Origin of the sequence: uncultured Abyssibacter sp., from assembly GCF_964000955.1 — a bacterium.
In the GTDB taxonomy this organism is placed as follows: Bacteria; Pseudomonadota; Gammaproteobacteria; order Nevskiales; family OUC007; genus Abyssibacter.
The window spans coordinates 1-26,468 of the sequence record NZ_CAXFCL010000106.1; the positions used below are offsets into that span (position 1 = coordinate 1).

General features: G+C 66.4%; 26 protein-coding genes. 16 read left to right on the forward strand and 10 right to left on the reverse strand.

All coding sequences use genetic code 11. The features are described from left to right. Positions 1-203 (forward strand): hypothetical protein (locus ABNS06_RS04855; RefSeq protein ID WP_348672920.1); only part of this gene is annotated, 203 nt, incomplete at its 5' end. A 196-nt stretch (positions 204-399) separates the two neighbouring features. Further along, positions 400-843, forward strand: coding sequence for a hypothetical protein (locus tag ABNS06_RS04860; RefSeq protein ID WP_348672921.1), 444 nt, complete (start codon positions 400-402; stop codon positions 841-843). Between the two features lie 57 nt (positions 844-900). Here ABNS06_RS04860 and ABNS06_RS04865 read toward each other — a convergent pair whose 3' ends face one another. The 3 genes from ABNS06_RS04865 to ABNS06_RS04875 form a co-directional block, all read right to left on the reverse strand. After that, complete coding sequence (locus tag ABNS06_RS04865; protein WP_348672922.1) at positions 901-1,875, reverse strand: mechanosensitive ion channel family protein; 975 nt, start codon at positions 1,873-1,875, stop codon at positions 901-903. 76 nt (positions 1,876-1,951) lie between these two features. Next, positions 1,952-2,950 carry a lipoyl synthase gene (gene lipA, locus ABNS06_RS04870; RefSeq protein ID WP_348672923.1) on the reverse strand — a complete coding sequence of 333 codons (999 nt, stop codon included), beginning with the start codon at positions 2,948-2,950 and terminating at the stop codon, positions 1,952-1,954. 10 nt (positions 2,951-2,960) lie between these two features. Further along, positions 2,961-4,172 carry an MFS transporter gene (locus tag ABNS06_RS04875; protein ID WP_348672924.1) on the reverse strand — a complete coding sequence of 404 codons (1,212 nt, stop codon included), beginning with the start codon at positions 4,170-4,172 and terminating at the stop codon, positions 2,961-2,963. Between the two features lie 136 nt (positions 4,173-4,308). Between ABNS06_RS04875 and ABNS06_RS04880 the strand changes: the two genes are divergently transcribed. The 4 genes from ABNS06_RS04880 to ABNS06_RS04895 are packed head-to-tail and all read left to right on the forward strand — an operon-like array spanning position 4,309 to position 10,132. After that, complete coding sequence (locus ABNS06_RS04880; protein WP_348672925.1) at positions 4,309-6,138, forward strand: IucA/IucC family protein; 1,830 nt, start codon at positions 4,309-4,311, stop codon at positions 6,136-6,138. A 12-nt stretch (positions 6,139-6,150) separates the two neighbouring features. Beyond that, positions 6,151-7,071 carry a GNAT family N-acetyltransferase gene (locus tag ABNS06_RS04885; protein ID WP_348672926.1) on the forward strand — a complete coding sequence of 307 codons (921 nt, stop codon included), beginning with the start codon at positions 6,151-6,153 and terminating at the stop codon, positions 7,069-7,071. Next, positions 7,068-8,837 (forward strand): IucA/IucC family siderophore biosynthesis protein, encoded by a 1,770-nt coding sequence (locus ABNS06_RS04890; RefSeq protein WP_348672927.1) that lies wholly within the window; start codon positions 7,068-7,070, stop codon positions 8,835-8,837. Before ABNS06_RS04885 ends, ABNS06_RS04890 begins: the two co-directional genes overlap by 4 nt. Continuing rightward, a complete protein-coding gene (locus ABNS06_RS04895) occupies positions 8,834-10,132 on the forward strand; it encodes a SidA/IucD/PvdA family monooxygenase (RefSeq protein ID WP_348672928.1) in 1,299 nt (432 codons plus the stop codon). Before ABNS06_RS04890 ends, ABNS06_RS04895 begins: the two co-directional genes overlap by 4 nt. A gap of 10 nt (positions 10,133-10,142) precedes the next feature. Here ABNS06_RS04895 and ABNS06_RS04900 read toward each other — a convergent pair whose 3' ends face one another. The 3 genes from ABNS06_RS04900 to ABNS06_RS04910 are packed head-to-tail and all read right to left on the reverse strand — an operon-like array spanning position 10,143 to position 12,870. Next, complete coding sequence (locus ABNS06_RS04900) at positions 10,143-10,949, reverse strand: ATP-binding cassette domain-containing protein (RefSeq protein ID WP_348672929.1); 807 nt, start codon at positions 10,947-10,949, stop codon at positions 10,143-10,145. Continuing rightward, the gene (locus tag ABNS06_RS04905) at positions 10,946-11,977 is read right to left on the reverse strand and encodes an iron ABC transporter permease (RefSeq protein ID WP_348672930.1); all 1,032 of its coding nucleotides are present in this window, start codon (positions 11,975-11,977) and stop codon (positions 10,946-10,948) included. The genes ABNS06_RS04900 and ABNS06_RS04905 overlap by 4 nt, the downstream gene beginning before the upstream one ends. Continuing rightward, positions 11,977-12,870, reverse strand: coding sequence for a helical backbone metal receptor (locus ABNS06_RS04910; protein WP_348672932.1), 894 nt, complete (start codon positions 12,868-12,870; stop codon positions 11,977-11,979). The genes ABNS06_RS04905 and ABNS06_RS04910 overlap by 1 nt, the downstream gene beginning before the upstream one ends. Before the next feature lie 112 nt (positions 12,871-12,982). Between ABNS06_RS04910 and ABNS06_RS04915 the strand changes: the two genes are divergently transcribed. From ABNS06_RS04915 to ABNS06_RS04930, 4 genes are all read left to right on the forward strand, one after another. Then, on the forward strand, positions 12,983-13,720 hold the full coding sequence (locus ABNS06_RS04915) for a DUF2470 domain-containing protein (protein ID WP_348672933.1): 738 nt from the start codon (positions 12,983-12,985) through the stop codon (positions 13,718-13,720). Then, complete coding sequence (locus ABNS06_RS04920; RefSeq protein ID WP_348672934.1) at positions 13,717-15,624, forward strand: TonB-dependent receptor; 1,908 nt, start codon at positions 13,717-13,719, stop codon at positions 15,622-15,624. Before ABNS06_RS04915 ends, ABNS06_RS04920 begins: the two co-directional genes overlap by 4 nt. Next, on the forward strand, positions 15,624-16,931 hold the full coding sequence (locus ABNS06_RS04925) for an HmuY family protein (RefSeq protein ID WP_348672935.1): 1,308 nt from the start codon (positions 15,624-15,626) through the stop codon (positions 16,929-16,931). Before ABNS06_RS04920 ends, ABNS06_RS04925 begins: the two co-directional genes overlap by 1 nt. Before the next feature lie 68 nt (positions 16,932-16,999). Continuing rightward, a complete protein-coding gene (locus ABNS06_RS04930; protein WP_348672937.1) occupies positions 17,000-17,560 on the forward strand; it encodes a DJ-1 family glyoxalase III in 561 nt (186 codons plus the stop codon). 10 nt (positions 17,561-17,570) lie between these two features. On the opposite strand, the gene ABNS06_RS04935 is transcribed toward ABNS06_RS04930, so the two are convergent. Further along, positions 17,571-18,131: an SH3 domain-containing protein gene (locus ABNS06_RS04935; protein WP_348672938.1), complete on the reverse strand. Its 561-nt coding sequence runs from the start codon at positions 18,129-18,131 to the stop codon at positions 17,571-17,573. A gap of 136 nt (positions 18,132-18,267) precedes the next feature. On the opposite strand from ABNS06_RS04935, the gene ABNS06_RS04940 reads away from it, so the two are divergent. Beyond that, entirely contained in the window at positions 18,268-19,071 is an 804-nt protein-coding gene (locus ABNS06_RS04940) for an ion transporter (protein ID WP_348672939.1), read from the forward strand. A 14-nt stretch (positions 19,072-19,085) separates the two neighbouring features. Here ABNS06_RS04940 and ABNS06_RS04945 read toward each other — a convergent pair whose 3' ends face one another. Beyond that, positions 19,086-19,616, reverse strand: coding sequence for a hypothetical protein (locus ABNS06_RS04945; protein ID WP_348672941.1), 531 nt, complete (start codon positions 19,614-19,616; stop codon positions 19,086-19,088). A gap of 173 nt (positions 19,617-19,789) precedes the next feature. Between ABNS06_RS04945 and ABNS06_RS04950 the strand changes: the two genes are divergently transcribed. Next, positions 19,790-20,389 (forward strand): aminodeoxychorismate/anthranilate synthase component II, encoded by a 600-nt coding sequence (locus tag ABNS06_RS04950; RefSeq protein ID WP_348672942.1) that lies wholly within the window; start codon positions 19,790-19,792, stop codon positions 20,387-20,389. Position 20,390: 1 nt separating this feature from the next. Here ABNS06_RS04950 and ABNS06_RS04955 read toward each other — a convergent pair whose 3' ends face one another. Then, positions 20,391-21,008 (reverse strand): hypothetical protein, encoded by a 618-nt coding sequence (locus tag ABNS06_RS04955; protein WP_348672944.1) that lies wholly within the window; start codon positions 21,006-21,008, stop codon positions 20,391-20,393. Beyond that, the gene (locus ABNS06_RS04960; RefSeq protein ID WP_348672945.1) at positions 21,008-23,500 is read right to left on the reverse strand and encodes a penicillin-binding protein 1A; all 2,493 of its coding nucleotides are present in this window, start codon (positions 23,498-23,500) and stop codon (positions 21,008-21,010) included. The genes ABNS06_RS04955 and ABNS06_RS04960 overlap by 1 nt, the downstream gene beginning before the upstream one ends. A 202-nt stretch (positions 23,501-23,702) precedes the next feature. Between ABNS06_RS04960 and ABNS06_RS04965 the strand changes: the two genes are divergently transcribed. Genes ABNS06_RS04965 through ABNS06_RS04980 form a run of 4 tightly spaced genes read left to right on the forward strand, consistent with a single transcriptional unit; the run spans position 23,703 to position 26,468 of the window. Then, a complete protein-coding gene (locus ABNS06_RS04965; RefSeq protein ID WP_348672946.1) occupies positions 23,703-24,740 on the forward strand; it encodes a pilus assembly protein PilM in 1,038 nt (345 codons plus the stop codon). Next, the gene (locus ABNS06_RS04970) at positions 24,737-25,315 is read left to right on the forward strand and encodes a PilN domain-containing protein (RefSeq protein ID WP_348672947.1); all 579 of its coding nucleotides are present in this window, start codon (positions 24,737-24,739) and stop codon (positions 25,313-25,315) included. The genes ABNS06_RS04965 and ABNS06_RS04970 overlap by 4 nt, the downstream gene beginning before the upstream one ends. Beyond that, positions 25,312-25,947 carry a type 4a pilus biogenesis protein PilO gene (gene pilO / locus ABNS06_RS04975; RefSeq protein ID WP_348672949.1) on the forward strand — a complete coding sequence of 212 codons (636 nt, stop codon included), beginning with the start codon at positions 25,312-25,314 and terminating at the stop codon, positions 25,945-25,947. Before ABNS06_RS04970 ends, pilO begins: the two co-directional genes overlap by 4 nt. Beyond that, a complete protein-coding gene (locus ABNS06_RS04980; protein WP_348672951.1) occupies positions 25,944-26,468 on the forward strand; it encodes a pilus assembly protein PilP in 525 nt (174 codons plus the stop codon). The genes pilO and ABNS06_RS04980 overlap by 4 nt, the downstream gene beginning before the upstream one ends.

Consider the following 26,468-nt stretch of genomic DNA (forward strand, 5'->3'; position numbering starts at 1 on the left):
CCTCAACGCGAAGATTCGATATCTTCATTGCGCGCTCATCAGCAGACCGCTGCCGTGAAACGCTTCGTCAGGGGCCGTCGCCCGCGATCGACGCCGTTCCGCGCCGCGGAATCGACGGGGGCGATCGCCCGACGGATGTCGACCGTCAGGCCCTGGCAATCAATACCTTTCCCCGCGCCCAACCCGCGCGAGCATGCAAGTAGTGGCCGCAAGCACTTCCCCTCAGGCAACAATCGCTGGCTCGTACAAAGTCTTGGACATTCTACCCATCCGCTCAAACTCGTCTGAACATTCGCGCGCCAAAGCAGGTCAAAAGCGCTCGACCCAGGTCACTGGCGACCAAATCACGCTCCCGGCGCGTACCAAGCGCTGACCAATCCACTCAAGGGACTACTCACCATGAAACAGTTCATTTATTGCGCCGCGATTGCCGCCGGTGTGCTGTCTGTTGCAACCACCGCACATGCTGGATTCCGCGATGGCTCACGCATGTTTGACCGCATGGACGCCAATGGCGATGGCGTCATCACACAGGACGAACTGAAAACGCATCGCGAAGCCGCCTTCAAGCGTCTGGACGCGGACAGTGACGGTCTGGTCAGTGCCGAGGAACAGCAAGCTGCCCGTGATCGCGCCCAACGCATGCATGACCGCATGCAGGGTCACCAGGGCGCGTTAACCGATGCGCTGGATACCGATGACGACGGCGCCATCTCCTCCGGCGAGTTCATGGCTGCGCCGTACCCGATGGCCGAAGGCGCCGACGCCAACGATGACGGCAGCATCACCAAGGACGAGTTCACCAGCTTCTTCGCGAAGATGAAGGCCAAGCGAGCGCAGTAACGCTCGCGAACATTCACCCGGCTTTGAGGGGAAAGGCCAGGCGACGGCTGATGGTAATCAGCCGTTGGTATCGATATTCGACGTGAAGTCGGCCCGGCTGGTCGCGTCGTCATCCGCAACCTCGCGCTGGCGACGGGCCCGTTCCGCCAGTTCCAGCGCGATCGGCTTGCTGGCCTCGCCGAAGTACAGGGTGCGATGCGGGAACGGTATCTCGACACCGGCCTCGTCGAAGGCACGTTTCAGACGCTTGAGGTACTCGCGACCGACATCCCATTGCCGGATCGGCAGCGTACGGATGCGCGCCTTGATGGTGACGGCTGAGTCGCCGAACTTGTCGACGCCGAAGATCTCGATGTCGCCCAGCATGTGCTGACCCAGCACCGGGTCCTCACGCAGTTCGGCGCCAACCTCGCGCATGATCTCTATGACGTGATCGGGGTCTTCCTTGTAGGCCACGCCGATGTCCATCAGGTAGGCCGACCAGTCCCGCGTCAGGTTCGACAGGGTGTTGACGTTGCCGTTGGGAAAGACGTGAACCACGCCGCCCAGATCGCGCAGCGTGATCGTCCGGAAGTTCATCCGTTCAACCAGCCCCCCGGTGCCGTTGATGATGGCAACGTCACCGACCCGGACCTGGTTTTCCATGATGAAGAAGAACCCGGAAATCACGTCACGGACGAGGTTCTGCGCGCCGAAGCCCACGGCCAGCCCGACGACACCGGCACTGGCGAGAATCGGCGCGACATCGACACCGAGTTCCTTCAGGACCACCAGCAGAATCGTCATCCAGAGGACGACACGAATCCCCTGTCGCACCAGCCGGATCAGGGTTTCGATCCGCTTGGTCGCCTCCCCCGGGTTTTCGCCCGACCGCTTGCTCTGCGTGATCAGCCGGGCTTCCAGTCGGGTCAGCAGCAGCTTGGTCGCCGACATCAGCGCCAGGCCGATGATCAGGATCAGGAGGACGCGCACCGATGTTCCGATGATCACGTCCCAGCTTATCGATTCGATCAGATTCTGAATCACGTCCATGGCGTATCCGAGCAACGGGAACCGTCAGGGTTCCCCCGATTCATGAAGCGTGCCCGCCCGGGGCACGCCGACGGGCTCAGGATGCCGCGGGCAAGCCCACGTTGTTCTTGTCGAACACGCGGTCGGCACGGTAGCTGGAACGCACCAGCGGACCGGACACGACTTCCATGAAGCCCTTGGCAAGCCCGACTTCACGGTAACGCGCGAACTCGTCCGGGGTCACGAACCGCTCGATGGGCAGATGGTTCGGCGTCGGTTGCAGGTACTGGCCGAAGGTGACGATGTCCACGTCGATGGCCCGCAGATCGTCCATGGCCTCGATGATCTCGTCCTCGGTCTCGCCCAGGCCGACCATCAGGCTGGTCTTGGTGATGACGTCGGGCCGGTGCTGCTTGGCATGGCGCAGCACGTCCAGCGTGCGCTCGTAGCTGGCGCGAGCGTCGCGAACCGGGTGGGTCAGCCGGCGCACCGTCTCGACGTTCTGCGCAAAGACATGCAGTCCGGAATCGACGACGGTCTCGACGGCGGCGTGGCTGCCGGAGAAATCCGGCGTCAGCGCCTCGACATTCACGTCGGGGTTCACCTTGAGAATCTCGCGAATGCAGGCTGCGTAGTGGGACGCCCCGCCGTCCGCAAGGTCGTCGCGATCCACCGACGTCAGCACGATGTAGCGCAGGTTCATCAGCCGGACCGATTCCGCGGCGTTCTTCGGCTCGTCAGCATCCAGCCAGCCGCGCGGATTGCCGGTATTCACCGAGCAGAACCGACAGGCGCGGGTGCAAACCTCGCCCATCAACATGATCGTCGCGGTGCCGTGGCTCCAGCATTCGCCGATGTTCGGGCACTTGGATTCCTCGCAGACCGTCGCCAGCCGATGCGTGTCGACATTGTGCTTGGTCGCGTTGTAGCCGGGACCGGACGGCAGACGCGCCTTGATCCACGAGGGCTTGCGCATCCGCTCCGGTTTGTCGGCGCCGTTGCGCTGCTTCATGCCGTCCTTGATCGCGGTGAAGCCCTGCTCCGTGCGGTACTTGCTACCGCTGCCAACGACGGGAATGCCTTTGAAATCGCTCATGGCGGGCATGTTACGCCCGCTGCCGCCGCGATTGTAGCGATGCCGAATCGTCGCCCCGCCGTCGCAGCGTGCCGGCCACCAATGCCACGCCCAGCAGCGCGGCCAGGAAACCGGCCAACGGCCAGTCGGGGCGCCACGCATAAAGCCATCCGGCGATCGCGAACCCCGCCGTGTAGCCGGCCGTGTGCATGATGGCCAACCAGCCGAACCATTGGCCGCGGCGGGCCTGCCCGACCATGTGACTGCCCCAGGCCGTGTACCCCGGCGTGGCGATGGCGAGTCCGACGACGAACAGACCCAACGGCAGGGCGGCCCAGCCGGTGCCGAGCAGCGGCCAGATGCCGACGCCGGATACGACCATCAGCAGGGCGCCGGCCAGCAGCCCCGACCGCGCGGAGCCAATCCGTCGCACCAGCAGCCACTGCGTCGCCACCCCGATCACGGCCACGCACAGCAGCACGACCGCGGCCACCGAAGATGCCGCGCCGGCATCCAGCCCGTAGCGATCGGTCAGCACGGGACCCAGCAGCATCTGCAACTGACCGACGGCCGTGGTCGTCAGCAGCGCGATGACCAGGCAACCACGCAGTCCCGGGCCAGGCATGCGCAGCACGGGACGGCGTATCGGGGCGGCGGGCGCCATCGGCATGTCCGCCTGCACCGACAAGGCGAGCGCCAGGGACAACATCGGCAGCACCACCAGCCAGAACAGCGGCCACACCGGCCCGGCGAGCAGGCCCACCAGGGTCAGCACCGGACCGATCACGCGCCCCAGGTTCGACGCGGCGCTCAATCCGGCAAGGCGACCCAATCGCTCGGCATCGGACACGCCCTCGGTAACCCAGGCCTGGCAACCCGGGTAGACCGCGGCCGCCGTGAGCCCATACAGCACGCGACACCCCACCAGCATCATCACGCCGTCACCAACTGCGAGTTGCTGATCGACCAGCGCCAGCAGCACCGCCAGAAACAGACCCTGCGCCAGCAGGCTGCCGACCAGCCCCGACACGACGACGCGCTTGCGCCCCCAGCGATCGCCCAGCGCGCCCCAGGCCGGACCGGCAACCATGAAACAGGCGGTGCCGACGGCCACGATCAAACCGATGCTGGGCAGATCGAGACCGCACTGCGCCTGCAACACCGGCACCAGCGCAAGCAACACGACCTGCGCGGCGCCATGGGTCGTGGCGATCGCCCCGATGGCGGGAAGGCTCGCCTTCATGGTGTCGGCATTGCCATCGGATCCGGAATCCCTGACGACACATCCCGACGAACGCGACTTGCAAGCCCGTGCGGAGCACGACAAGATGCCGACGCGATAGGGATATCGATACTCATTCTCATTCGTGATTATGTCCATGGACGGACGACAAGTGCCAACGCCTTCCGCGTTCGCCGGCACATCGGGTTTCACCCCCGCGGATGCATCGACTGATCCGCGCAACCCGACGGTGGCAGCAGAACGCCTGTCAATCAATGCGTTTTTCAACGCCCTTTCCAGGGAATCGGACCTGGTCGGCTGGGCCACGCCGCCCGGCGCGGGTTCGACGCTCGCGCTCTGCGTGACATTGCCTTCGACCGGCGCTCGCATCTGGGCACCGGTTCGTTACCGCAGCATCTGCGGCCGCCACCAGTTCGTCGGCAGCCTGCTGTTGCAAGCCGCGGGCGAGCCACCTCGGCCCGTGTCACTGAACACCGCCGCCGCGCGCATCGCCGACGAACCCCGGCTGTTCCCGGATGCAACCGTCACCGCGCGACAGGCGTTCTCCGGCCGGGTCGATGCCAGCGTCTGCAATCTGGCCGACGCGATCGCGGCGCGGTCGACGGCCATGGAGTCCCTGTTCGAAGCTCCGCTGAATTTCGCCGCTTCGGAACAGGCGCTACTGGCCGGCCACAGCGTGCATCCCACGCCCAAGAGCCGGGAACCGCTGACTCAGGTGGAAGCCCGGCTCTACGCGCCGGAATTCGGCGGGCGCTTCGCGCTGCGCTGGCTGGGTGTGGATCGCGATTGCCTGATCGATGCGCATGGCGATGTCGAATCGGCGACGGCCATGGCACGGGCTGTTCATGACAGCGATGTCGAAGATGACCTGCCACCCGTCTCCGAGAACATGGTCCGCATCCCGGCCCACCCCTGGCAGTGGCAACAACTGCGAGACCACCCTCGGGTCCGCGACCTGCTCCGCTCGGGACGCATCATCGAACTGGGTGATGGCCGGCCGGACTGGCACGCCACTTCGTCACTGCGGGCCATCCACGCCAGCCACAGCCCGTACATGCTCAAGTGCTCGATGAGCCTGCGGCTGACCAACTCGCTGCGCACGCTGCAGCCGGGGGAGATGGCTCGCGGCCTGGAGGTGCCCCGGATTCGTCGCACGCCGGTGGGACAGGCGTTTGAGCAGCGCTATCCGCAGTTTCGCGTGCTCGCCGAGCCCGGCTACCTGATGCTGCGCTCCGCGGATAGCGAGCCAATCATCGAGTCGCTCGTACTGTTCCGCGACAACCCGTTTCGTGACGCCCGCGACCGCTCGATCGGCCTGCTCGCCACGCTCACCCAGGATCACCCCTGGGACGGCGATGCGCGCGTAGTCCATCTGGTCCGGCAGCACATCCGCTCCAGCGGACAATCGGAGGCGGACGCCGCCGAGCACTGGTTTCGCCGCTTCTGCGAAGTGGCGATCGAGCCACTGGTGATCGCGCAGGCGGACTACGGTCTGCTTTACGGCGCGCACCAGCAAAACCTAATCCTCGGCTTCGACGGCGGCCTGCCCGCCCGCTGCTGGTTCCGCGACTGCCAGGGCAGTGGCTACAGCGCCCTCGGCGCCAAGCTGCTGCGTCCCTTCCTGCCCGATCTCGGCGACACCACGGATAACGTCATCGACGACACCATGGCCAACCGGCTGTTCGCCTACTACCTCATCGTCAACAGCTGCTTCGGCCTGATCGGCGCGCTGGGCGCCTCCGGCGTGATCACCGAGGCTCGCCTGCTGCAAGTGCTGCGCGACCACCTGGCGAGCTTGCGTGACGGCGGCCGCGAGGACAGCCGCTGGCTGGACTACGTGCTGGACGCCCCCGAGCTCTGGGCCAAGGGGAATTTCCAGTGCGCGCTGCTGGGACTGAACGAAACCACGACGGCCGATCCCCTGGCCATCTACCACCCGCTCCCCAATCCACTCGCCGGCCTTTAGGAGGCTGTTGCCATGAACCTGACCGCATCGGCCCGACAACCCGCATCGCCACCCGACGCAGCAGTGGACGATCATTCAATCGTCTGCCGGCAGGACGGCGACTCGATCATCGCGACGGTGCTCGATCAGGTCCTGTCGGCACGGCAGCTCGCCGGACTGACCGACAGCCTGTTCACCCAGCACCCGGACCAGACCCGCATCGAGTGGCGGGGCGAGGTGCCAGGAGGGATCGCGCCAGTCCAGCAACGCGAGACCTTCTACCAGCAGCGGCCATGGTGGCACCGTGCCGCAACAACGGCCGACGACGACAGCTGGACGCAGACCGGAGACGTCGCGCATCCGCGTCGCCATCCCCTGCCAGCGGGGCTGGTCTATGAGCGCCGAATTCACGCGCTGGACCAGACCTTCCGGTTGCATCGCATCGATCCGGACCGCGATCTGGAACGCTTCACCCGCTGGATGAACGATCCCCGCGTCTCCGAATTCTGGGAACAGCCTGGGCCCGCCGACGTGCAGCGCGCCTACATCGAAAAGGTGCTCGCCGATCCGCATGTGGACCCGATGATCGCGAGCCTGGATGATCAGCCCTTCGCCTACTTCGAGTTGTACTGGGCGCTGGAAGACCGGCTCGGCCCGTACTACGACGCCGAGCCCTACGACCGCGGCATGCACCTGCTCGTCGGGGAGACGAACTGCCTCGGCCATGTCCACGCACGTGCGTGGATCAACAGTGTCTGCCACTTCATGTGGCTGGACGAGGCGCGAACGCACCGGCTGGTCGGAGAACCCCGCGCCGACAACGCCGGCCTGCTCAAGTACCTCGCCAGCACTCCGGGCTGGCGCAAGGTCCGCGAATTCGACTTTCCGCACAAGCGAGCCGCATTGCTGATGTGCGATCGCCAGACCTTTTTCGCGGATACCCGCTTCACATGAATGCCCCCGTCACGGACCGGGCGCCGTGGACGCTCGCCAACCGCCGTATGGTCGCGAAGATGCTCGGCGAGCTTTGCTACGAACAGGCGCTGTCCGCCGAGCTGATCGGACCCGATCGCTATCGGGTACCCGCCGGGCCACACCGCTACGAATTTTCCGCGCGGCTGACGATCTGGGACTGGCTTTTCGTCGAGCCGGAGTCGGTGACACGCGATGGCCATCCCGCCGACGATGCCGCCCGGCTGCTGATCGACATCGCCACCGAAGCGGACATCCCGCCGACCACGCTGGGCAACCTTCTGGCGGAAACCGCCAACACCTTGCTGGCCGACATGCGCCTTCTGCGCGCCCGTGACGGGCTGACCGCCGACGCCATGGCCGCGCTACCGGACGAACACCAGCAGGCGCTGCTGGATGGCCACCCCAAGGCCATCGCCAACAAGGGGCGGCTTGGCTGGGGCATCGACGAATTCGACCGCTACGCGCCGGAATCGCGCCAGCCGGTTCGCCTACGCTGGCTGGCCGTGCGGCGAGAGCTGACGGTAATCGGTGAACCGACGGACCGTGACTGGTCGACCCTGTTGCGCGACAGCCTCGGCGACGACGAGACGCTGTACCGGGCGCGCGAGGCCGCCGGCGTCGATCCCGCGTCATACCTGCTGCTGCCGGTGCATCCCTGGCAGTGGCAACGCCACATCCAGTCGCACTACGCCACCGAACTCGCCCGAGGTGAGATCATCGATCTCGGGGTGCACGGCGACGCCTACCTGCCGCAGATCTCGCTACGAACCCTGGCGAATGCCAACCGCCGCGACGCCCCGCATCTCAAGCTCCCGCTCACGGTGCTCAACACCTCCTGCTACCGCGGCATCCCCGGGCAATTCACCACCACTGGGCCCGGCCTGTCCGCGTGGATGAACACGATCTGCCGCGGCGACACGACGCTGGCGCGACGCGGCGTCGCGGTGATGCAGGAGGTCGCCGGCATCCATGTGCCCCACCGCCACCACGCCGACATCGACGGCACGCCCTACCGTTACCGCGAACTGCTCGGCGCGACCTGGCGTCAGTCCCCGTGGTCCCTGTGCGCCGGTGACGAGCGTCCGATGCTGATGGCGGCGCTGTTTCAGACCGATGCCGACGGCCGCAGCATCGGCGCCGCCCTGATCGACGCATCCGGCCTCGGCGCCGAGGACTGGCTGGCCAGGCTGTTCGATGCCGTCGTCGTGCCGCTCTACCACCTGCTCAGCCGTTACGGAATCGGACTCGTCGCGCACGGTCAGAACATTGTCATCGCCGTTGCCAACGCCGTTCCTCGACGCGTACTGCTGAAGGATTTCCAGGGCGATCTGCGCCTGGTCGACGGCGAGTTTCCGGAGCGTTCGAGCCTGCCGCCGGCCTCAGCCGAGGTGCTGACCCGCCTGCCGGCGCATTACCTGATCCACGACCTGCTGACCGGCCATTTCGTCACGGTACTGCGCTTCCTGTCGGCGCAGCTGCACGCGGAGCGGGTCATTGACGAAGCGGACTTCTACCGGGTGCTGGCCCGGGTGCTCCGCGACTACCAGCACGCGCACCCTGATCTTCGGTCCCGCTTCGAGACCTTCGATCTGTTTCGCGCCCGGATCGAACGCGTCTGCATCAACCGCGTTCGCTTTCGCGTCGGCTATGACGACAGCGCGGAACGCCCCGTCCCGATCGTCGGCGGGCTGCTGGACAACCCGCTGGCACTGGCCGAACGCGCGCCACTGGAGGCTGCCTCGTGAATGCACCACTGGATCTCGCCGGCATCGGCGCCGGCCCGTTCAACCTCGCCGTCGCCGCACTGATCCACAACCAGCCGCTGCGCAGCGCCTTCTTTGAATCGAAACAGCGATTCGAGTGGCATCCCGGACTGATGCTGCCCGGCGCGGAGCTGCAAACCTCGTTTCTCAAGGACCTGGTCACGCCGGTGGATCCGACCAACCGGTTCAGCTTTCTCGCCTACCTGGTTACCAAGGGCCGCTTCTACGACTTCATGAATGCCGAGCAGTCCGCCGTGACTCGCCGGGAGTTCTCGGACTACCTCGCCTGGGCGGCGGAAGGCCTGCCCAACGTCCACATGAGCAGCCCGGTGACCCGGGTCGACGCGGAGGACGATTGTTTCGTGCTGCGCGTCGGCCAGCGTGACGTACGCGCCCGACATCTGTGCGTCGCCGCGGGCAAGCGCCCCCACATCCCCGATTGCTGCCGTCCTCATCTGTCCGATCAATGCTTCCACGCCTTGCAGATCGGGCAGCGCCCTGTCGACCTCAGCGGTCGCCGCGTCGCGGTGATCGGGGGCGGTCAGACCGGCGCGGAAGTCGTGCTCAACGTGCTGAACGCGCACTGGGGACAGCCGGCCCGGCTGGGCTGGTTCACCCGTCGCTCCAACTTCCTGCCGCTGGACGAAACCCCGTTCACCAACGAATGGTTCACCCCGGAGTATGTCGCCGCGTTTCGTCAGCTCCCGGCGCATCGCCGTGACGCCGTCGTCACCGAGCAGAAGCTGGCCTCGGACGGCATTTCCCCGGGCACCCTGAAAGCGCTTTATCAGGCGCTTTACCGATCCACGCATCTGGAAACCGGCAAGCCGCGCGTCACGCTGCACCCGTATCGCAGCCTCACCCGCATGGATCGCTCGGGTGCGCTGATGCTGCAACTGCATAACGGACTGGACGAGCGGATCGAACACTGGCCGGCCGACGTGGTGATTCTCTGCACCGGCCTGGAGGAGGCGCTGCCCGAATGCCTGGCGCCACTGCGCCCGCATCTGGCCCGCGACGCCGCCGGGCGACCCGAGCTGGCCGACGCCTTTCGGGCAACCCTGCACGGGCTCGGCCCGCAGCGGCTTTATCTGCTGAACATGGGCCGTCACAGCCACGGCATCGCCGAACCGCAACTAAGCCTGTCCGCGTGGCGGGCGGGCTGCGTGGTCAACGACGTGATGGGCAAGCCCGTCTACGCGACGCGGTCGCAAGGCAGCGTGCTGCGCTGGTCCTCCGAGATCGGCGCGACCGGCTCCAGCGCCGCGGTGGCCTGAGCGTTCCTGGCTAGTCCTGCGGCGTCGCGCCCTCGACCGCAGGATCGCCGCGCAGCAGGATGCTGCCGGGCGCATCCGGATCGGTCAGGCGGCTGAAGCGCAGCCCGTAGACGCGGTCCAGACGCGCATCGTTCAGCACGGCTTCCGGCGATCCGCTGAGCACCAGCCGGCCGGCCTGCATCAGATAAAGGCAGTCGGCGTACTGGGCGGCCAGATTGAGCTCGTGCAGCACGCAAACCACGATGTGCCCGGCCGCGGCCAGTTCGCGGGCGAGCCGCAGGCAGACATGCTGCCAGTACGGATCGAAATACGCGGTCGGCTCGTCGAGCAGGAACACGGCCGGCGTGGGGACGCCGTCAAGCTGCGCCAGCACGCGGGCCAGCTGCACGCGCGCCCGCTGCCCGCCGGAGAGCCGGTTGTAAGGCACCTCCAGATACTCCTCCACACCGGTGCTCTGCGCAGCGCGCAACACCGCGGCCCGCGTGGTCGCCCGCGCCTCGCCCGCCCAGGGCAGCCGCCCCAGTTCGATGATCTCGGCGACCATGTACGGCAGATGTTCCGGCATCTGCTGCGGCAGCACCGCGCGAACCCGTGCCAGGCGCCGCCGGTCCAGATGACTCAGGTCCTCGCCCTGCCAGGCAACGCGGCCGGCATCCGGCGCCAGATCGCCGGCGAGCGCCTGCAACAGGCTGGTCTTGCCGCTGCCGTTGGGGCCGATCAGCACATGCAGGCGGCCCGGCTCGAAAGTCGCCGTGACCTGATCGATACGGCGGTGACCCGCATCGCTGCGGGCGAGTTGTAGAGCCGCCAGACTCATGCGCCCTCCTGACCGTAGTCCCGCCGCCGCGACCACAGCAGCGTGATGAACACCGGCGCGCCGACCAGCGAGGTGACGACGCCGATCGGCAGCTCCGCGGGCGCCACGATCATGCGCGCCAGCGTGTCGGCAACCACCGTGAGTCCGGCGCCGACGATCAGGCTCCCGGGAATCAGAAAACGGTGATGCGCGCCCAGCAGCAGCCGGACGACATGGGGAACGACCAGACCGACAAAGGCGATGACGCCGGTGTAGGCGACGACGGCGCCCACCGCCAGCACGGTCACCGTCAGCAGCCGGTTGCGCACGCGCTGCGCATCGATGCCCAGATGCCCGGCCACCTGCTCGCCCAGCGCCAGCGCGTCCAGCGCCCGATGCTCACGGACCATGAACACACAGCAGACGCCGACCAGCGGAATCAGCCAACGCAGCGCATCCCAGTCGGTGCGCGCCAGACTGCCGAACATCCAGAAGGTCAACGATCGCAGCTCCTGATCGTCCGCCGCGTAGATCATCAGCCCCAGCGCGGCCGCCGTCAGCGCGTTGATCGCGACTCCGCCGAGCAGCAATGCGACAGCCGAGGTCCGGCCGTCCGCCCGCGCCAGCGCGAACACGGCCAGCGCCGACAGCAGGCCGCCGGCGAAGGCCGCGGCCGGCAGCAGCACGCTGCCGAGGCCGACGACGATCACGATGGCCGCGCCCAGCGCCGCGCCGCTGGAGATGCCGATTAGCGCCGGCTCCACCAGCGGATTGCGGGTCAGCCCCTGCAACACCGCGCCGCCGCCGGCCAGCGCGGCGCCGGTGACCAGCGCCATGAGCACGCGCGGCATGCGGATGATCTCGATGGTCGCCTGTTCATGCGCGGGCACCGACGACTGCCCCAGCCCGACCAGGCTCAGCACGATGTCCACGGTTCGCGCCAGCGGAATCTGCAACGGCCCCAGCGCCAGACCGCAAAGCGCGGCAACCAGCGTCGCCGCCAGCAGCCCGCCGGTAACCGGCAGGCGCGCCCGGGGGGCGATGCGCATCACGGGCCCGCGACGTCCAGGGAACGAGCCAGCGACTGCGCGGCGTCCCCCATGCGCGGCCCCATCCCCAGCAGCAACAGGCTGTCCATGACGATGAACGCGTGATCCGGCAACGGAGCCAGACCGGGTCGCGCCCGCAGCCCATCCAGCCCGCCCAGGGTGCGCAGGGCGTGATCCGGCACGATGACGGCGTCCGGCGCCAGTTGCAGCAGGCTCTCGTCACCGACCGGCCGGTAGCCACGAAACTGATCGGCCGCGTTGCGGGCGCCCACCAGCGTCAGCATGGCATCGGCGGCCGTGCCCTGACCGGCCACCATGACCTGACCGCCCTGCCCGCCGATCACGACGATGGCGTCGCGGGGGTGGAGTTCCATCCCGGCCAGGCCCTGCAGCGACGCCCGCAGGTTGCTCACGAGGATTTGGCCCTGCTCGGGGCGGTTCAGCAATGTCGCCAGGGTCTCGATCATCGCTACAGTGTCCTCCGCCGAGCGCGGATCGGGAACCCGAGTCACTGAAATTCCGGCTCCCCGCAATTGCTCGAACACCGCCTCCGGCCCGGCATGCTCGGCGGCCAGCACGTGATCGGGCCGCATCGCGAGAATGCCCTCGGCCGCCAGCGTGCGCGCGTAACCGACCTTGGGCAGCTCCGCCGTCACTGGCGGGTAGGTGCTGCTGGTGTCCACGGCCACGACCTGATCGCCGGCATCCAGGGCAAACACGGTTTCGGTCACCGAGCCGCCGATGGCGACGAGCCTGGGCGGAGCCGCCTGCACCGCGGTGATCAGACAAAGACCCAGCGCGCAGAACAGCCCTCGCGGCCAAACGATGCGCCCAGCGGCCCGCAAGACAAACATCCGACGATCACCGCCCGCCAGCGCATGTAAAGAATCCATGAACTTGAATTTGTTAATAAGAATGGTTCGCATTAAGATAGCTGTCTGGCCGACAGGCGGCAAGTACGGCGCCGCGGCAGGCCCCACCATCTTTTCAAGGACATCAGGCGCCATGACCGACGCTGCCACCGAAGCCAGGGAACTGCTCTCCCGCTGCACCCACGGCGTGCTGTCGACGCACAGCGTCACCGTGGAAGGCTATCCGCTGGGTTCGATCACGCCGTACGTGCTCGATGATCAGGGCCATCCGCTGATCCTGATCTCCACGATCGCGCAGCACACCAAGAACCTGTCACATGATCCCAAGTGCTCGTTGACCATCGCCGAGTCCGATGTCGATGACGTGCAGGCCAGCGCACGCCTGAGCGTGCTGGCCGACGCCGCGCCGATCGCCGAGACCGAAGCGGAGCTGGGCGAACGCTACCTGCGCTTCTTTCCGGAGGCACGCGGCTACGAGCAGGCGCACGATTTCAACTTCTGGCGGCTGACGCCCGTCCGCCTGCGCTACATCGGCGGCTTCGGCAAGATTCACTGGCTGACGCCGGATCAGGTCCTGCGGCCCAACCCGTTTTCGCCGCAACAGGAAACCGGCGCGGTCACGCACATGAATCGAGACCACGCCGACGCGGTCGCCAAGTACTGCGAATTCGCCGGCATCGACTCCCTCGGCCAGACCCCCGAAATGACCGGCGTGGATGCCGAAGGCCTTTACATCCGCATCGGCCAGGCCGTGCACCGCATCGGCTTCCGCGAACCGGTGGAATCGATGGACGCGCTGCGCAAGACGACCATCGCGATGTGCAAGCCCGACTACTGGCCCGCAACCGGCGCGACGCAGGCCGGTTCATGATCCGCTCCGCGCCGCGAGCCGGCGCCCTGGTCATGATCGTCGGGCTGAGCCCCTCGATCGGACTCGCGCAACCGGCCGACTCCGAGCCGCAACAGCTGGAACCGGTCGTGGTCACCGGAACGCGCACCGAACATCGCATCGGAGACAGCCCGGTTGATGTCCAGCTGATCACGGAGGAGGACATCCGTCGCTCCGGCGCACGGGACGTCGCCGAGCTGCTGGAACGCGAGGGCGGCGCCTACGTCACCCGCGTCTCGGGCCGCGGTACCAGCATCGAGATCCAGGGTCTGTCGTCGGAACACGTGCTGATCCTGATCAACGGCCAGCGCGTGATCGGCCGGATCAACGGCGCCATCGACCTCACGCGTCTGCGCGTGGCGGAGATCGAGCGCATCGAGATCGTCAAGGGTCCGAGCTCGGCGCTCTACGGCTCCGATGCGCTGGGCGGTGTGGTCAACATCATCACCCGCAAGCAGACCGACGGCGGCAGCATCATCACGCGGCTGGACGACACCCACGCCGGCGATGCCTTCGCGTTTGGCGGCTGGACCGGTGAACGGCTAAGCGGTCAGATCAGCGGCGGCTACAGCCGGCTGCGCCCTTACGACCTGGACGAGACCACGCCGGGCGAGGACGCGGTCGATGGCGTCAGCCGGTTCGCGTCGGGGCAATTGAACTGGACGGCCTCCGAAGCCGTCAGCGTCTCCGGCTACGGTGCCTACTCGCTGGATGACACGACCCGCGTGGATTCGGGGACCGGTGGACGCATCTACGACACCACCAAGCGTATCGAGGAAGTGCGCACGCAGCTCACTCCACGCTTGCGGATCGGCGCGTCGACCGAGGTGGAGTTAAGCCTCGGCTACCAGCGCTATTTCGACCAGTATCTCCAGGTCCAGCGCAACACCACCGACGGCGTCACCGACGAGGAAACGCTGGACGAGATCGGTCTGGGCGGTGTCCAGATCAACCACCTCGCGGGCCAGCACCTGATCACCCTCGGCGTGGAACACCAGTTCGAAACCCTGGAAGCCGATCGGCTGGACAACAATGGTGAGCGGGACCGCCAGGCCGTGTTCCTGCAGGATGATTTCGCGCTGCTGGGCGGCGCGCTGACGCTGGTCCCCGGCCTGCGTTACGACCGCGACTCGCTGTTCGGTGATCAGTGGTCACCCAAGTTCGCCGCTCGGCTGGACCTGACCCGCGACTGGCTGTTGCGGATCGGCTACGGCCACGGTTACCGCGCCCCCGATTTCAAGCAGATGCTGCTGCGCTTCGAGAACACCGCGGTCGGCTACCGCGTGGATGGCAACCCCGATCTCGAACCCGAGCGCAGCCGCGGGTTCAACATCGGCACCACCTGGCTTCCGAACGCCACGACGAGCCTGACGGCGACCCTCTTCCACAACCGCGTCGAGGATCTGATTGAGATCGTGCTCGTCGAACCGGGGCCGCCGACCATCTACAGCTATCGCAATGTCGCCCGCGCCCGACTCAACGGCATCGATCTGCAGATGCAGTGGCGCCCCGTTCCCAGCGTGCAGCTGCGGCTGGGCTACGGCTATCTGGACAGCGAGGACAGGGACACGGGCCAGCCACTCAGCGGCCGGGCCGAGCACCGCGCCAACGCCGCCGTGTACTACGAACGCACCCGCTATGCGCTGGGCCTGCGCGGCACATGGATCGGCGAGCGCGAATTCGGCGTGGAACTGGACACCGGCGGACCACCCACCGGCGCCGGCACGGCGGAGGCCTACGGTCTGTTCGATGTCCGCGCGGAGTGGCGCGGCTTCGCGCCGCTCCACGTCGCCGCGGGCGTCAAGAACCTGCTGGACGAGGGCGATCCGCGCTTTCTTCCAATCCAGCCCCGCGCCGCCTACCTCGAACTTCGGAGGGACTTCTGATGCTGCGATCCCGTCACCCCGCCGCCCTGCTGGCCGGCCTCATCCTTCCCGTGATGCTGCTCGGCGGCTGCGCGGACGACCTGTCGCCTCCCGACCATCAGGATGACGACACCACGCAGGATGGTCTGCCGGGGCCCGGCGGGCCCCAGGCAACGTTCACGGCAACCGGCGGCTACTACCACGGTGACATCGACACGACCGCTGGCAACTGGGTTTACATCGACCTGGAAACCCAGACACAGGTCGCGCCCGATGCGCCCGACGCCAGCGATGACTGGGACATCGCGTTTCTCGGCACCGACATCAAGCTCAACGGCGGTGTCTCCGGCGCACCTCCCGGCGGGCAGCCCGTGGTCGTCTATCCCGACAAGGTGGACGCCGGCACACCCTACCCCTGGGAATCGGTCACCGGCGCCCCGCCGCCCTCCGCGGTGGACTACCTGACCGACGAACGAGGCGGGCTGTTCACCGGATTCGGCACCCAGTACGTGTTCGCCAACCATCCTGAAGCGGACCTCGAACCGGACCGTCTGACCGGTGAAGGCGACCATGGCTGGTATCACGATGCCGGCATCCCCGCGGGGTCGGCGATCACGGCCCGTGACAACGTCGCCTATGTAATCCGCAGCGTGGAATGCCGGTACTTCAACCTGCGCATGACCGGCTACAACTCACCGGAGGGCAGCGACGGTCATCCGCAATTCGATCTGATCGAGATTCCCGGTTCACCCTGCAGCACCGATGGTGGCGGCGTGGTTCCGCTCGGCGCCGTGACGTTCTCCGGCACCGCCGACGGTCAGCGGGCCGATGTCGACGCGAGCTCGGAAGAGGCCTGGGTCTACATCGACCTCATCAATGCTCTGCAGGTGGAACCCGCCAGCCCGGACGACGAACTGACCTGGGACATTGCCGTGCAGCGTACCGACATCCGGCTCAACGGCGGCGCATCCGGCCCGGGTGACGCGGCGCTGCACGACATGCTGGGCGGAGACTGGACGAGCACGACCTCGGTGCCCGGCGATGCCGAATGGCACAGCGACGAAACCGACGCGCTGGCCTTCGTCACCTACCCCCCGGCAGAAAACACCGGAGACGGCGCCTGCGGCGGCATCAACGGCGATTTCGGCTGGTACTACTATTCCGGGTTCTGCAACGACGGGAATGGTGTGCACCATATCTCGCCGCGTGACGTCGTCTACGTTGTCCGCGACCGCAGCGGAACGTTCTGGCGCCTGCGGATGCTGGGCTACTACGACGACGCCGGCAGTTCGGCCCACCCCTCGTTCGAGTTCGCGCCGATCCAGTAGCACACGGTGTTGCCAGATCGGCTGAGCCTGATAGCGTCGCGGGTTCCACTCGAAGTACGGAGTCCCCCATGCCGACCGCACTCGTGGCCATCGCCGATGGCAGCGAAGATATCGAATCCGTCACCGTCATCGACGTGCTCCGACGCGCCGATGTCGACGTCACGGTCGCCAGCTGCATGCCGGGACGGCGCCAGATCGAGGCCTCGCGCGGCACCCGCATCGAGGCCGACGCATTAATCGACGACTGCCGCGATCAGTTCTTTGACGCCGTCGTCCTGCCGGGCGGCATGCCCGGCGCCGAACATCTGGGCCGCTGCGATGCGCTGATGGACATGGCCCGCGAGCAACTCGACGCGGGCCGCCTGCTGGGGGCGATTTGCGCGGCCCCGGCGGTGGCGCTGGAACCCAGCGGTCTGCTCGCCCGCCGGCGCATGACTTGCTTCCCGTCCTTCGCGGAGCGGGTGGAAACCGGCACCTGGCTGAACGAGCCGGTGGTTCGCGACGGCGCGCTGATCACCAGCCAGGGGCCCGGCACGGCCATCGCCTTCGCGCTGGCCCTGGTCGGCCAGTTGGTGAGCCCGGAATCCGCGGAGCGGATCGGCCAGCAGATGCTGGCACCCGCGGCGTAATCGCCCGGCTTCAGCCGCCGCGCTCTCCGGACAGTTCCGGGGGCGGCTCGATGAGCGTACGCGGCACCCAGCCGGTTTCACCGGACGGCGTGCGGATCTCGCACCAGTACTGGCCGGCTTCGCGGCGCGCCATGCAATAGGACACATCCACGCCCGAACCACCGGGCAGATGCGTCAGGGATTCCCCTCCCGGGCTGCGTCGAACAATCACCGACTCGATCGCCGGCACGATGCGATCGCCGGCGGGCACCGGCTTGTCCTCGCCTGCCGACACCCTCGATTCCAGGGTTTGCAGACGGGCTTCCAGCGCAAGCAGGCGATTCGACAATTCCAGCGCCTCGCCAGCGGTGTCCGCGTTGCCGTCCTGCCCGGAGCTCTGGACCACGAACCAGCCAAAGCCCGCCATCGCGACATTGATGGCGAGCAGGACCGCCAGCCCCGTCACGAGCACGCGACGCAGCCGGGGCTCGGGATCCTCGTCGGCGCCCGGCGTGCCCCGCGAGATCGAGACTAAACCGAAGACAGCGGCGATCACGATGGCCGCGAGCAATATGAGTACGATTGGATGCATGGTCTGTCGCTGAATTCCCCTCAGCGGCGCAGCCTACCCGATCGCCGCCGCAAGCTCATCGGCAAGACTCGTGCATGTCACGCGTGAATCGGCAACAATCCGCGCCCGCCACCCGTTCGGACCCACCGGATTAGACATGATCGATCGGCTCCGCCGCCTCGTGACCAGCGATGCCTTCGGCCGTTTCATTACCGCCGTGATCATGGTGAACGCCGTGACACTGGGCCTGCAGACCAGCGAGCAGCTCACGGCGCGCTGGGGCGACGCGCTGCATGGGCTCGACCAGCTTGCGCTGACGATCTTCACCATCGAGATCCTGCTGCGACTGCTGCTGATTCCACGCAAGTCGATCCGTGACCCTTGGTTCTGGTTCGACTTCAGCGTCGTGGCGATCTGCTACCTCCCCGCGGCTGGGCCGCTGTCGGTGCTCCGCACCCTGCGCCTGTTCCGGGTCCTGCGCCTGATCAGCGTGGTCCCCAGCCTGCGCCAGACGGTGCAAAGCCTGCTCGGCGCGCTGCCGGGCATGGGATCGGTGGTGCTGTTGCTGGGGCTGATCTTCTATGTCGGTGCGGTGATCGCGACCGAGGTCTTCGGCGAGGCTTTTCCGGCCTATTTCGGCACGCTGGGCCGCTCGCTCTACAGCCTGTTCCAGATCATGACGCTGGAGTCCTGGAGCAACGGCATCGTTCGGCCGATCCTCAAGGATTTCCCGATGGCCTGGACGTTCTTCGTGCCGTTCATCGTCGTCACCAGCTTCGCGGTGCTGAACATGTTCATCGGCGTGATCGTGTCGTCCATCGAGGCGGACAGCGAGGACCACCGCAGGGAACACATGGCCGCGCTGGAAGCCCGGCTGATGGAACGACTACAGGAGATGGAGAGCCGGTTGCTCACTACCGGGGACAGCAGAAAGCGGGATCGCCCCACGCCACCAGATTGAGGTCAGACGGCGGTCTAGGCGTCCATCTGCTGCCAGCTCACGCGCTTGGCCTGCGACACGCTGTTGTAGCCGATTGCGAAGTGCTTGGCGAGGTCGGTCTCGATAGCCCGCTGCGCCGCCGTGGTTGTCGCGTGGGCCGCGGCCTGACGGCGCTCGGCATCCAGTTGCGCGGTCGGCCCCACGATGGCTTCCAGCCCGGCGAGATCTCCCGCGCGAAGACGCGCCAGCGCCTCCGCCCCGTTTTCGATAATCACGAAGCTGAACATGCCGCTCGCCCCGTCCGAACGCAGGCACAGGCGTTTCACCAGCACCCCGGTGGCGGCGGCAAAATCGGACTGACGCAACGTCGTCCGCGCCGACAGCCGATGCCAGTCCGGCGCCATGTCGAACACGTCGCCCAGCTCTGCGTTCCGCGCGCTCAGATCGCGCAACAACGCGAGCAACGCGCAACGACGGAAATAGGTGTCGACGTCGTTCGGCGCACCGCCCCTGTGCTCGGACCGCTCCCGACCACGGAAGCGCGCGATTAAAGATCCAAAATCCATGGCATCACTCTCCAGACGGACCATGAACCGCATGGTCGTTGGTGAATTTTGCGAGGGCCCAACGCGCCAGGCAAGACAGCAAGCCTCAAGAACCACGACCGGGTTCGCAGAACAATGCGCGGATGGCGGATAATGGCGCTTTCTCGACCGCACCCGGCGCCGGACCAGCTCTCATGATCCTGATGATCGACAACTACGACTCGTTCACCTACAACCTGGTGCAATACCTGGGTGAGCTGGGCGCGGAGGTGGTCGTCCGGCGCAACGACGAGATCAGCCTCGATGCGATCGCGGCGATGGCGCCGTCTCATCTGATGATCTCACCCGGCCCCTGCACGCCGAATGAAGCCGGCGTGTCCATGGACGCGATCCGGCATTTCGCCGGCCAGCTGCCAATCCTGGGCGTCTGCCTGGGCCATCAGTGCATCGGCCAGGTTTACGGCGGCCGCGTGGTGCGCGCCCGTGAAGTGATGCATGGCAAGACCTCGCAGATTCACCACACCGGCGCCGGCGTGTTCAGCGGTCTGCCCTCACCCTACGAGGCCACCCGCTACCACTCGCTGGTGGTGGAAGCAGGCTCGCTGCCCGCGGAGTTGGAGGTGACGGCCTGGACCGCTCACGACGACGGCTCGGTCGACGAAATCATGGGACTGCGGCATCGCAGCCTGGCGATCGAGGGCGTGCAATTCCACCCGGAGTCGATCCTGACCGCTCACGGCCACGCGTTGCTGAGCAACTTCCTGAGCATGCGCAGCACGCCCCTGGCGGCCTAGGTCAGGCGGGCGATCCGTCCGCCAGCAACGCCTCGATGTCCTTGATCGACGCCCGGCGGATGGGCTGATCGTCCACTGACGAGATCGGTGGCTGGCGCCCGCCGCGCTCCGGAAAGACCGTCGCGGTGACACGGGTGCCTTCGAACTCGAACTCGCAGACCGGCCGCTCCTCGAACACGCCACGACGCACCTGCAGGCGAACCGCGCCGGTATCGAAGGGAATGCCCTGATTGAGGAACTGGATGTCCAGTTCCTCAACCGCATCGGCGAACACGTGCAGCTGGATGTCGTACTCCCGCGGCTCCAGACCAATGGCGCCCGAGTAGACGCCGCCGACCAGCCGCGGTCGAAACTCCGCCAGCCAGCGCATCACGCGAATGGCCTTGCGGCGCAGGTCGGCCAGCGCCCGCTCGAACGCCTCGCCACCGAACACCTGCTGATACGCGAGCACCGCGTCGCGTACCTCGCTGTTGCGGGGCATGCCCGACATTGCATCAGCGGGCAGATGCTCCGCGGCCTTGGATTTGGCCAGCCGATAGTCCTTCAGCCCGGTTTCGCAAATGATGCGAGCGGCTTCATTCGCGAGCGCCGCGCGCCCGCGGTCGGAGGAGGATGTCATCAGAACAGGTCTTCGACGCTCTTGGATTCCTGGCCGTTGCGATTCCAGTCCGAGTAGTGCTCGGGCGCCTTGGGCACGAGGTCGGCCGGGAAGGTCTCGAACACGGCGTCGTCCGTGCCGTAGGTCGCCAGCTCACCACTGACCGGGTCGATGCGCACGGTCACCAGACCGGCCGGGCGCTCCATGGTGGACTCGGGCATGCCGTCGAGCGCGCTGCGCATGAAGTCGATCCACATCGGCAGCGCCGCGCGACCGCCGGCCTCCCCTCGTCCGAGCGGGCGCATCTGATCGAAGCCGATCCAGGCCACGGCCACCAGCTGGCCGTTGAAACCCGCGAACCAGGCATCGTTCTCGTCGTTGGTCGTACCGGTTTTGCCCGCCAGATCCGAGCGCCCCAGCGTGCGGGCGCGACGGGCCGTTCCGCGCGCGACAACATCCTGCATCATGCTGGTCATCAGCCACGCGTTCTCCGCGTCGATGACCCGGGGCGCCGGCTTCACGACCGGCGTGTCGACCCCCGGCCCGGTGGTCGGATCGACGCCGTCGTCATCCGCCACCTGCGGTTGCGCATTGATCGGAACGGCGGGGCTGGCCTGGTCCAGCCCGGGACAACGCAGGCAGCCGATCGTCCGCTCCGGCATGGCGATCGGCTCGCCCGTCGCAGACTCGATGGCGTCCAGCCAGAATGGATCGATCAGGAATCCCCCATTGGCGAACACCGCATAGGCGCGGGCCAGTTCCAGCGGTGACAGCACGCCACTGCCCAGCGCAAGCGACAGGTTGCGCGGCAGTCGATCCTGTGGAATGCCGAAGCGGCTGATGTGGTCCCTGGCCCGGTCGATGCCGACCTGACGCAGCAGGCGGATGGACACGAGGTTGCGCGAATTGACCAGGGCCTCGCGCATGCGTGTCGGCCCGTAGAACCGCCCGGTGTAGTTCTCCGGCCGCCAGGTGTCTTCCAGCGCGGGATCGTCGAATACCACCGGCGCATCGTTGATCACCGAGGCCGGGGTGAAGCCGTTGGCCAGCGCCGCCGAATACAGCAGCGGCTTGAACGCCGAGCCGGGCTGACGCTGCGCCTGGACCGCGCGATTGAACTTGCCGAGGAAATAGTCGAACCCGCCGACCATGGCCTTGACCTCCCCGGTCACCGGATCCAGCGCGATGAACGCGCCTTGCACCTCGGGGATCTGGGCCAGCCGCCAGATCTTCGCGCCGTCGTCGGTCTCCACCGACTCCATGCGCACGACGTGACCGGGCGTAGGCGTCGTCTGCTCATCCAGTTCCGCCCAGGCCAGACCCTCGGGGGTGATGACCTGTTCGCCCAGGTTCAGCGTCCGCACGACCAGCCCGCCGTCCTCGCGCCCCACCACCATCGCAGCGGGCAGACCACGAATCAGCGGCAGATCGCGGAGCTGCTGACGCCATGCGAGATCGACATCGGCATCCGACCAGTCGGTGTCCGCGCCGAAGACCGACGTCGCCTCCGGCCCGCGGTAACCGTGACGCTGGTCGTAGGCCAGCAGCGCTGTCTTCAACGCCTCGTCCGCCGCCCGTTGCAGGCTCGCATCGATGGTGCTGCGAACGTGGTAGCCCCCGGTGTAGGCGTCCTCGCCGTAGCGGTCGACCATCTCGGCGCGCAGCAGCTCGGCCATGTAGTCGGCCTCGATCTCACCCAGCCCCCGCGTCAGTTCCGCGGTCACCGGCGAGGTTACCGCCGCGTCGAACTGCGCCTGATTGATCATCTCCAGTTCATGCATGCGCCGCAGCACGTAGTTGCGGCGGATCAGGGCGCGTTCGGGATTGGCGATCGGGTTGTAGGCGGACGGCGCCTTGGGCAGACCCGCGAGCATCGCCGCCTGAGCCAGCGTCAGCTCCTCGGCCGGCTTGCCGTAGTAGACCTCCGACGCGGCACCGACCCCGTAGGCCCGGTTGCCGAGAAAGATCTTGTTCAGATAACGCTCAAGAATCTCCTCCTTGGTGAGCTGCTTCTCGATCTCCAGCGCAAGATAGATTTCCCGCAGTTTGCGCTCATAGGTCCGATCCGATGTCAGGAAGAAATTTCGCGCCAGCTGCATGGTGATGGTGCTACCGCCCTGGGACTTTTCTCCCGTTGTCGCCAGCACCCAGGCCGCGCGAACAAGCCCCTGCCAGTCGACGCCGGGATGTTCGAAAAAGCGATCGTCCTCGGCCGCCAGCACGGCATCGATCAAGGATTGCGGCAACTGGTCGAAAGACAGGGGCGCGCGGCGCTCGGCGCCATACTCGCGCATCAACACGCCGTCGGAGGTGTAGATGCGAAGCGGAACCTGCAATTCCAGATCATCCAGACCAGTCACCCGCGGCAGGTCGGGCTTGAAATAGGCACCGAGGGCGAAGAAACCGCCGATCGCGCCAATGACGCCCATCAGCCCCAGGCCGACGACGATGGCCGCACAAATCAGGATGATTCGACCCGGGCGTCGATTTCGATGACCGTCAACTTGAGACATGGCACGCAGGTTTGGGCGTTGGATCAAGGATTTGTGCTCGTATCTTCTTGTTGATTCCGAGTCACACTGGGCTATAGTTAGCGGGGCTGTCTGCCCATCGCAGGCGGTGAGGTGGGAAGCCTACTCAAAGGGGGGTGTGCTCAAGCGCACATTATACATGGGGATGCTAGACAAGCTCTTGGGCCGCGGGCCGGAACCCCTGTTGGGCATCGACATCAGTTCGAGCGCGATCAAGCTGCTGGAACTGCGTCGGGCCGGCTCCCGTTACGAGGTCTGCGCGTTCGCCATCGAGGGTCTGCCACCGGCGGCCGTGGTCGACAAGCAGATCAATGAGCCGGAATCGGTCGGTGAAGCCATCGCCAAGGCCGTCCAGCGCGCGGGCACCAAGACCAAGCGTGCCGCGGTCGCGGTCGCGGGCTCCTCCGTCATCACCAAGACGATCACCATGCCGGCGTCGCTGAGCGAGGCGGACATGGAGGAACAGATCAAGGTCGAGGCCGATCAGTACATCCCGTACTCGATCGACGACGTGAATCTCGACTTCCAGATTCTCGGCCCCACCGAAAACACCGACGAGACGGTGGACGTGCTGCTCGCGGCCTGCCGCAAGGACACGGTGGAATCACGCATCAGCGTGCTCGAACTCGGCGGCCTGAAACCGGCCATCGTCGACATCGAGGCCTTCGTGCTCGAGAACGCCTGCGAAGTGCTGAAGCCGCAGATGCCCGATCAGGGCCGCGGCCGCACCGTCGCGGTGGTGGATGTCGGCTCCAGCGGCACGTCCACGATCATTCTTCAGGACGGCGAGGTCGTGCACACCCGCGACCAGCAGTTCGGAGGGCGCCAGCTCACCGAGGACATCATGCGGCATTACGGCATGTCCTGGGAGGAAGCCGGCAAGGCCAAGCGCTTCGGGAACCTGCCGGAGGATTATCACGATTCGGTGCTCGCCCCCTTTGTCGAGGACATGGCGCAGCAGATCGATCGCGGACTGCAGTTCTACTTCGCGTCCTCCGGTGAAGCGCAACGCATCGACCAGATTCTGCTGGCCGGTGGCTGCGCGGGCATCCCCGGCGTGGACACGACGATCAGCGAGCGCCTGGACATCCCCACGGCCATCGCCCAGCCGTTCGCCGACATGACCGTTATGTCACGTGCCAAGCCGCAGCTCGTCGAGCGTGACGCCACCAGCATGCTGCTGGCCTGCGGCCTGGCCCTGCGCGCATTCGATACGCCATGAAGCGGATCAACCTACTCGACTGGCGCGAGGAACGCCGCGATCGGCTGAAGAAGCAGTTCGCCCAGACCGCGATCGGCGGCGCTCTGGTCGCGGCGCTGCTGGTTTACGGGGGCATGTGGTTCATGAACGGTGCCATCGAGCACCAGAACAAGCGCAACAACATGCTCAAGTCCGAGATCAAGGCGATCGATCGCAAGATCAAGGAGATCGAGGAGCTCGAGCGCGTCAAGGCCAACCTGCTGGCGCGCATGCGCATCATCGAGGAGTTGCAGGCCAGCCGCTCGCAGACCGTGCATTTCTTCGACGAGATCGTGAACACGCTGCCGGACGGCGTTTTCCTCACCCTGATTCGCCAGCAGGGACAGGCGACCACCATCGAGGGCGTGGCCGAATCCAACGGGCGCGTCTCCACCTACATGAAGAACCTGGACGCCTCGGAGTGGTTCTCGAATCCGCGTCTGGTGGTCATCAAGACCAGCAGTGAACGCGGCGGCACCGGACGGTCCAGCCAGTTCACGCTGCAGGTGAAGAATGTCCGTCCCTCGGGCGACAACGCGAGCGAGGACGATTCGTGAACGCACGCGAAATCTTCGACGAACTCCAGGGCCTGGACCCGAACAACCCCGGCGCCTGGCCTGGTTACGCCCGCATCGGCGCGGTCATCCTGATCATGGCCATCATCATCGGCGCCGGCAGCTGGTATCTGGTCAAACCCAAATTCGAGCAGCTGGACAAGGTCGAGGCCGAGGAAACCCAGCTGCGCAAGACCTTCGAGAACAAGCAGAAGAAGATCGCCAACCTCGACGCCTACAAGGCCCAGCTCGAGGAGATGCGCCGCTCCTTCGGCGCGATGCTGCGCCAGCTGCCGAACCGGACCGAGGTCGCGAACCTGCTCAACGACATTTCCCAGACCCGCGTCGCCAGCGGTCTGGAGGAAGAGCTGTTCCAGCCTCAGGGACCGGTCACCAAGGAGTTCTACGCGGAACTGCCCAACAAGATCACGGTGGTCGGCACCTACCACGAGATGGGCGCCTTCGTCTCCGGCGTGGCCGCCCTGCCGCGTATCGTCACCATCGATCAGGTGGAGATCCGACCCGCCGGTGGTGGCCGTCGCAACAACAGTGGTGCTCCGGAAGGCGAACTGCGCATGCAGGCGCTGGCCAAGACCTTCCGCTACCTCGACGAAAGCGACGAGGAAGAAGAATGAGCCGGGCGACGAAGCATTTGCTGTGGCTGGTGTGCCTGCTCGGCGTCACCGCCTGCGGCCGCGACACGTCGGAACTGGAGGCGTACATTGCCGAGGTGAAGGCCCGCAAGTCGTCGGTGGTCGAGCCGATTCCGCAGATTCGTCAGTACGAACCGTTCGAGTACGTGCCCGCCGAACGACGCGATCCGTTCACGCCACAGGCCCAGGATGCGCCGGACAGCGGTCCCTCGCCGGAAAACAGCATCCGTCCGGATGCCAATCGCAACCGCGAGGCGCTGGAGGAATTCCCGCTGGACAGCCTGCGCATGGTCGGCACGCTCAGCACGCCTCGGGCCACTTACGTGCTGATCCGCGCGCCGGATGGCATCGTGCACAGAGTCTCGGTCGGGAATTACCTTGGCCAGAACTACGGCAAGATCACCCGGATTACCGAAGCCGAGGTCACGCTTGAAGAAATTATCCCGGACGGCTTCGGAGGCTTTATGCAGCGTTCCGCCTCAATAGCGCTCAGCGAAAACTAG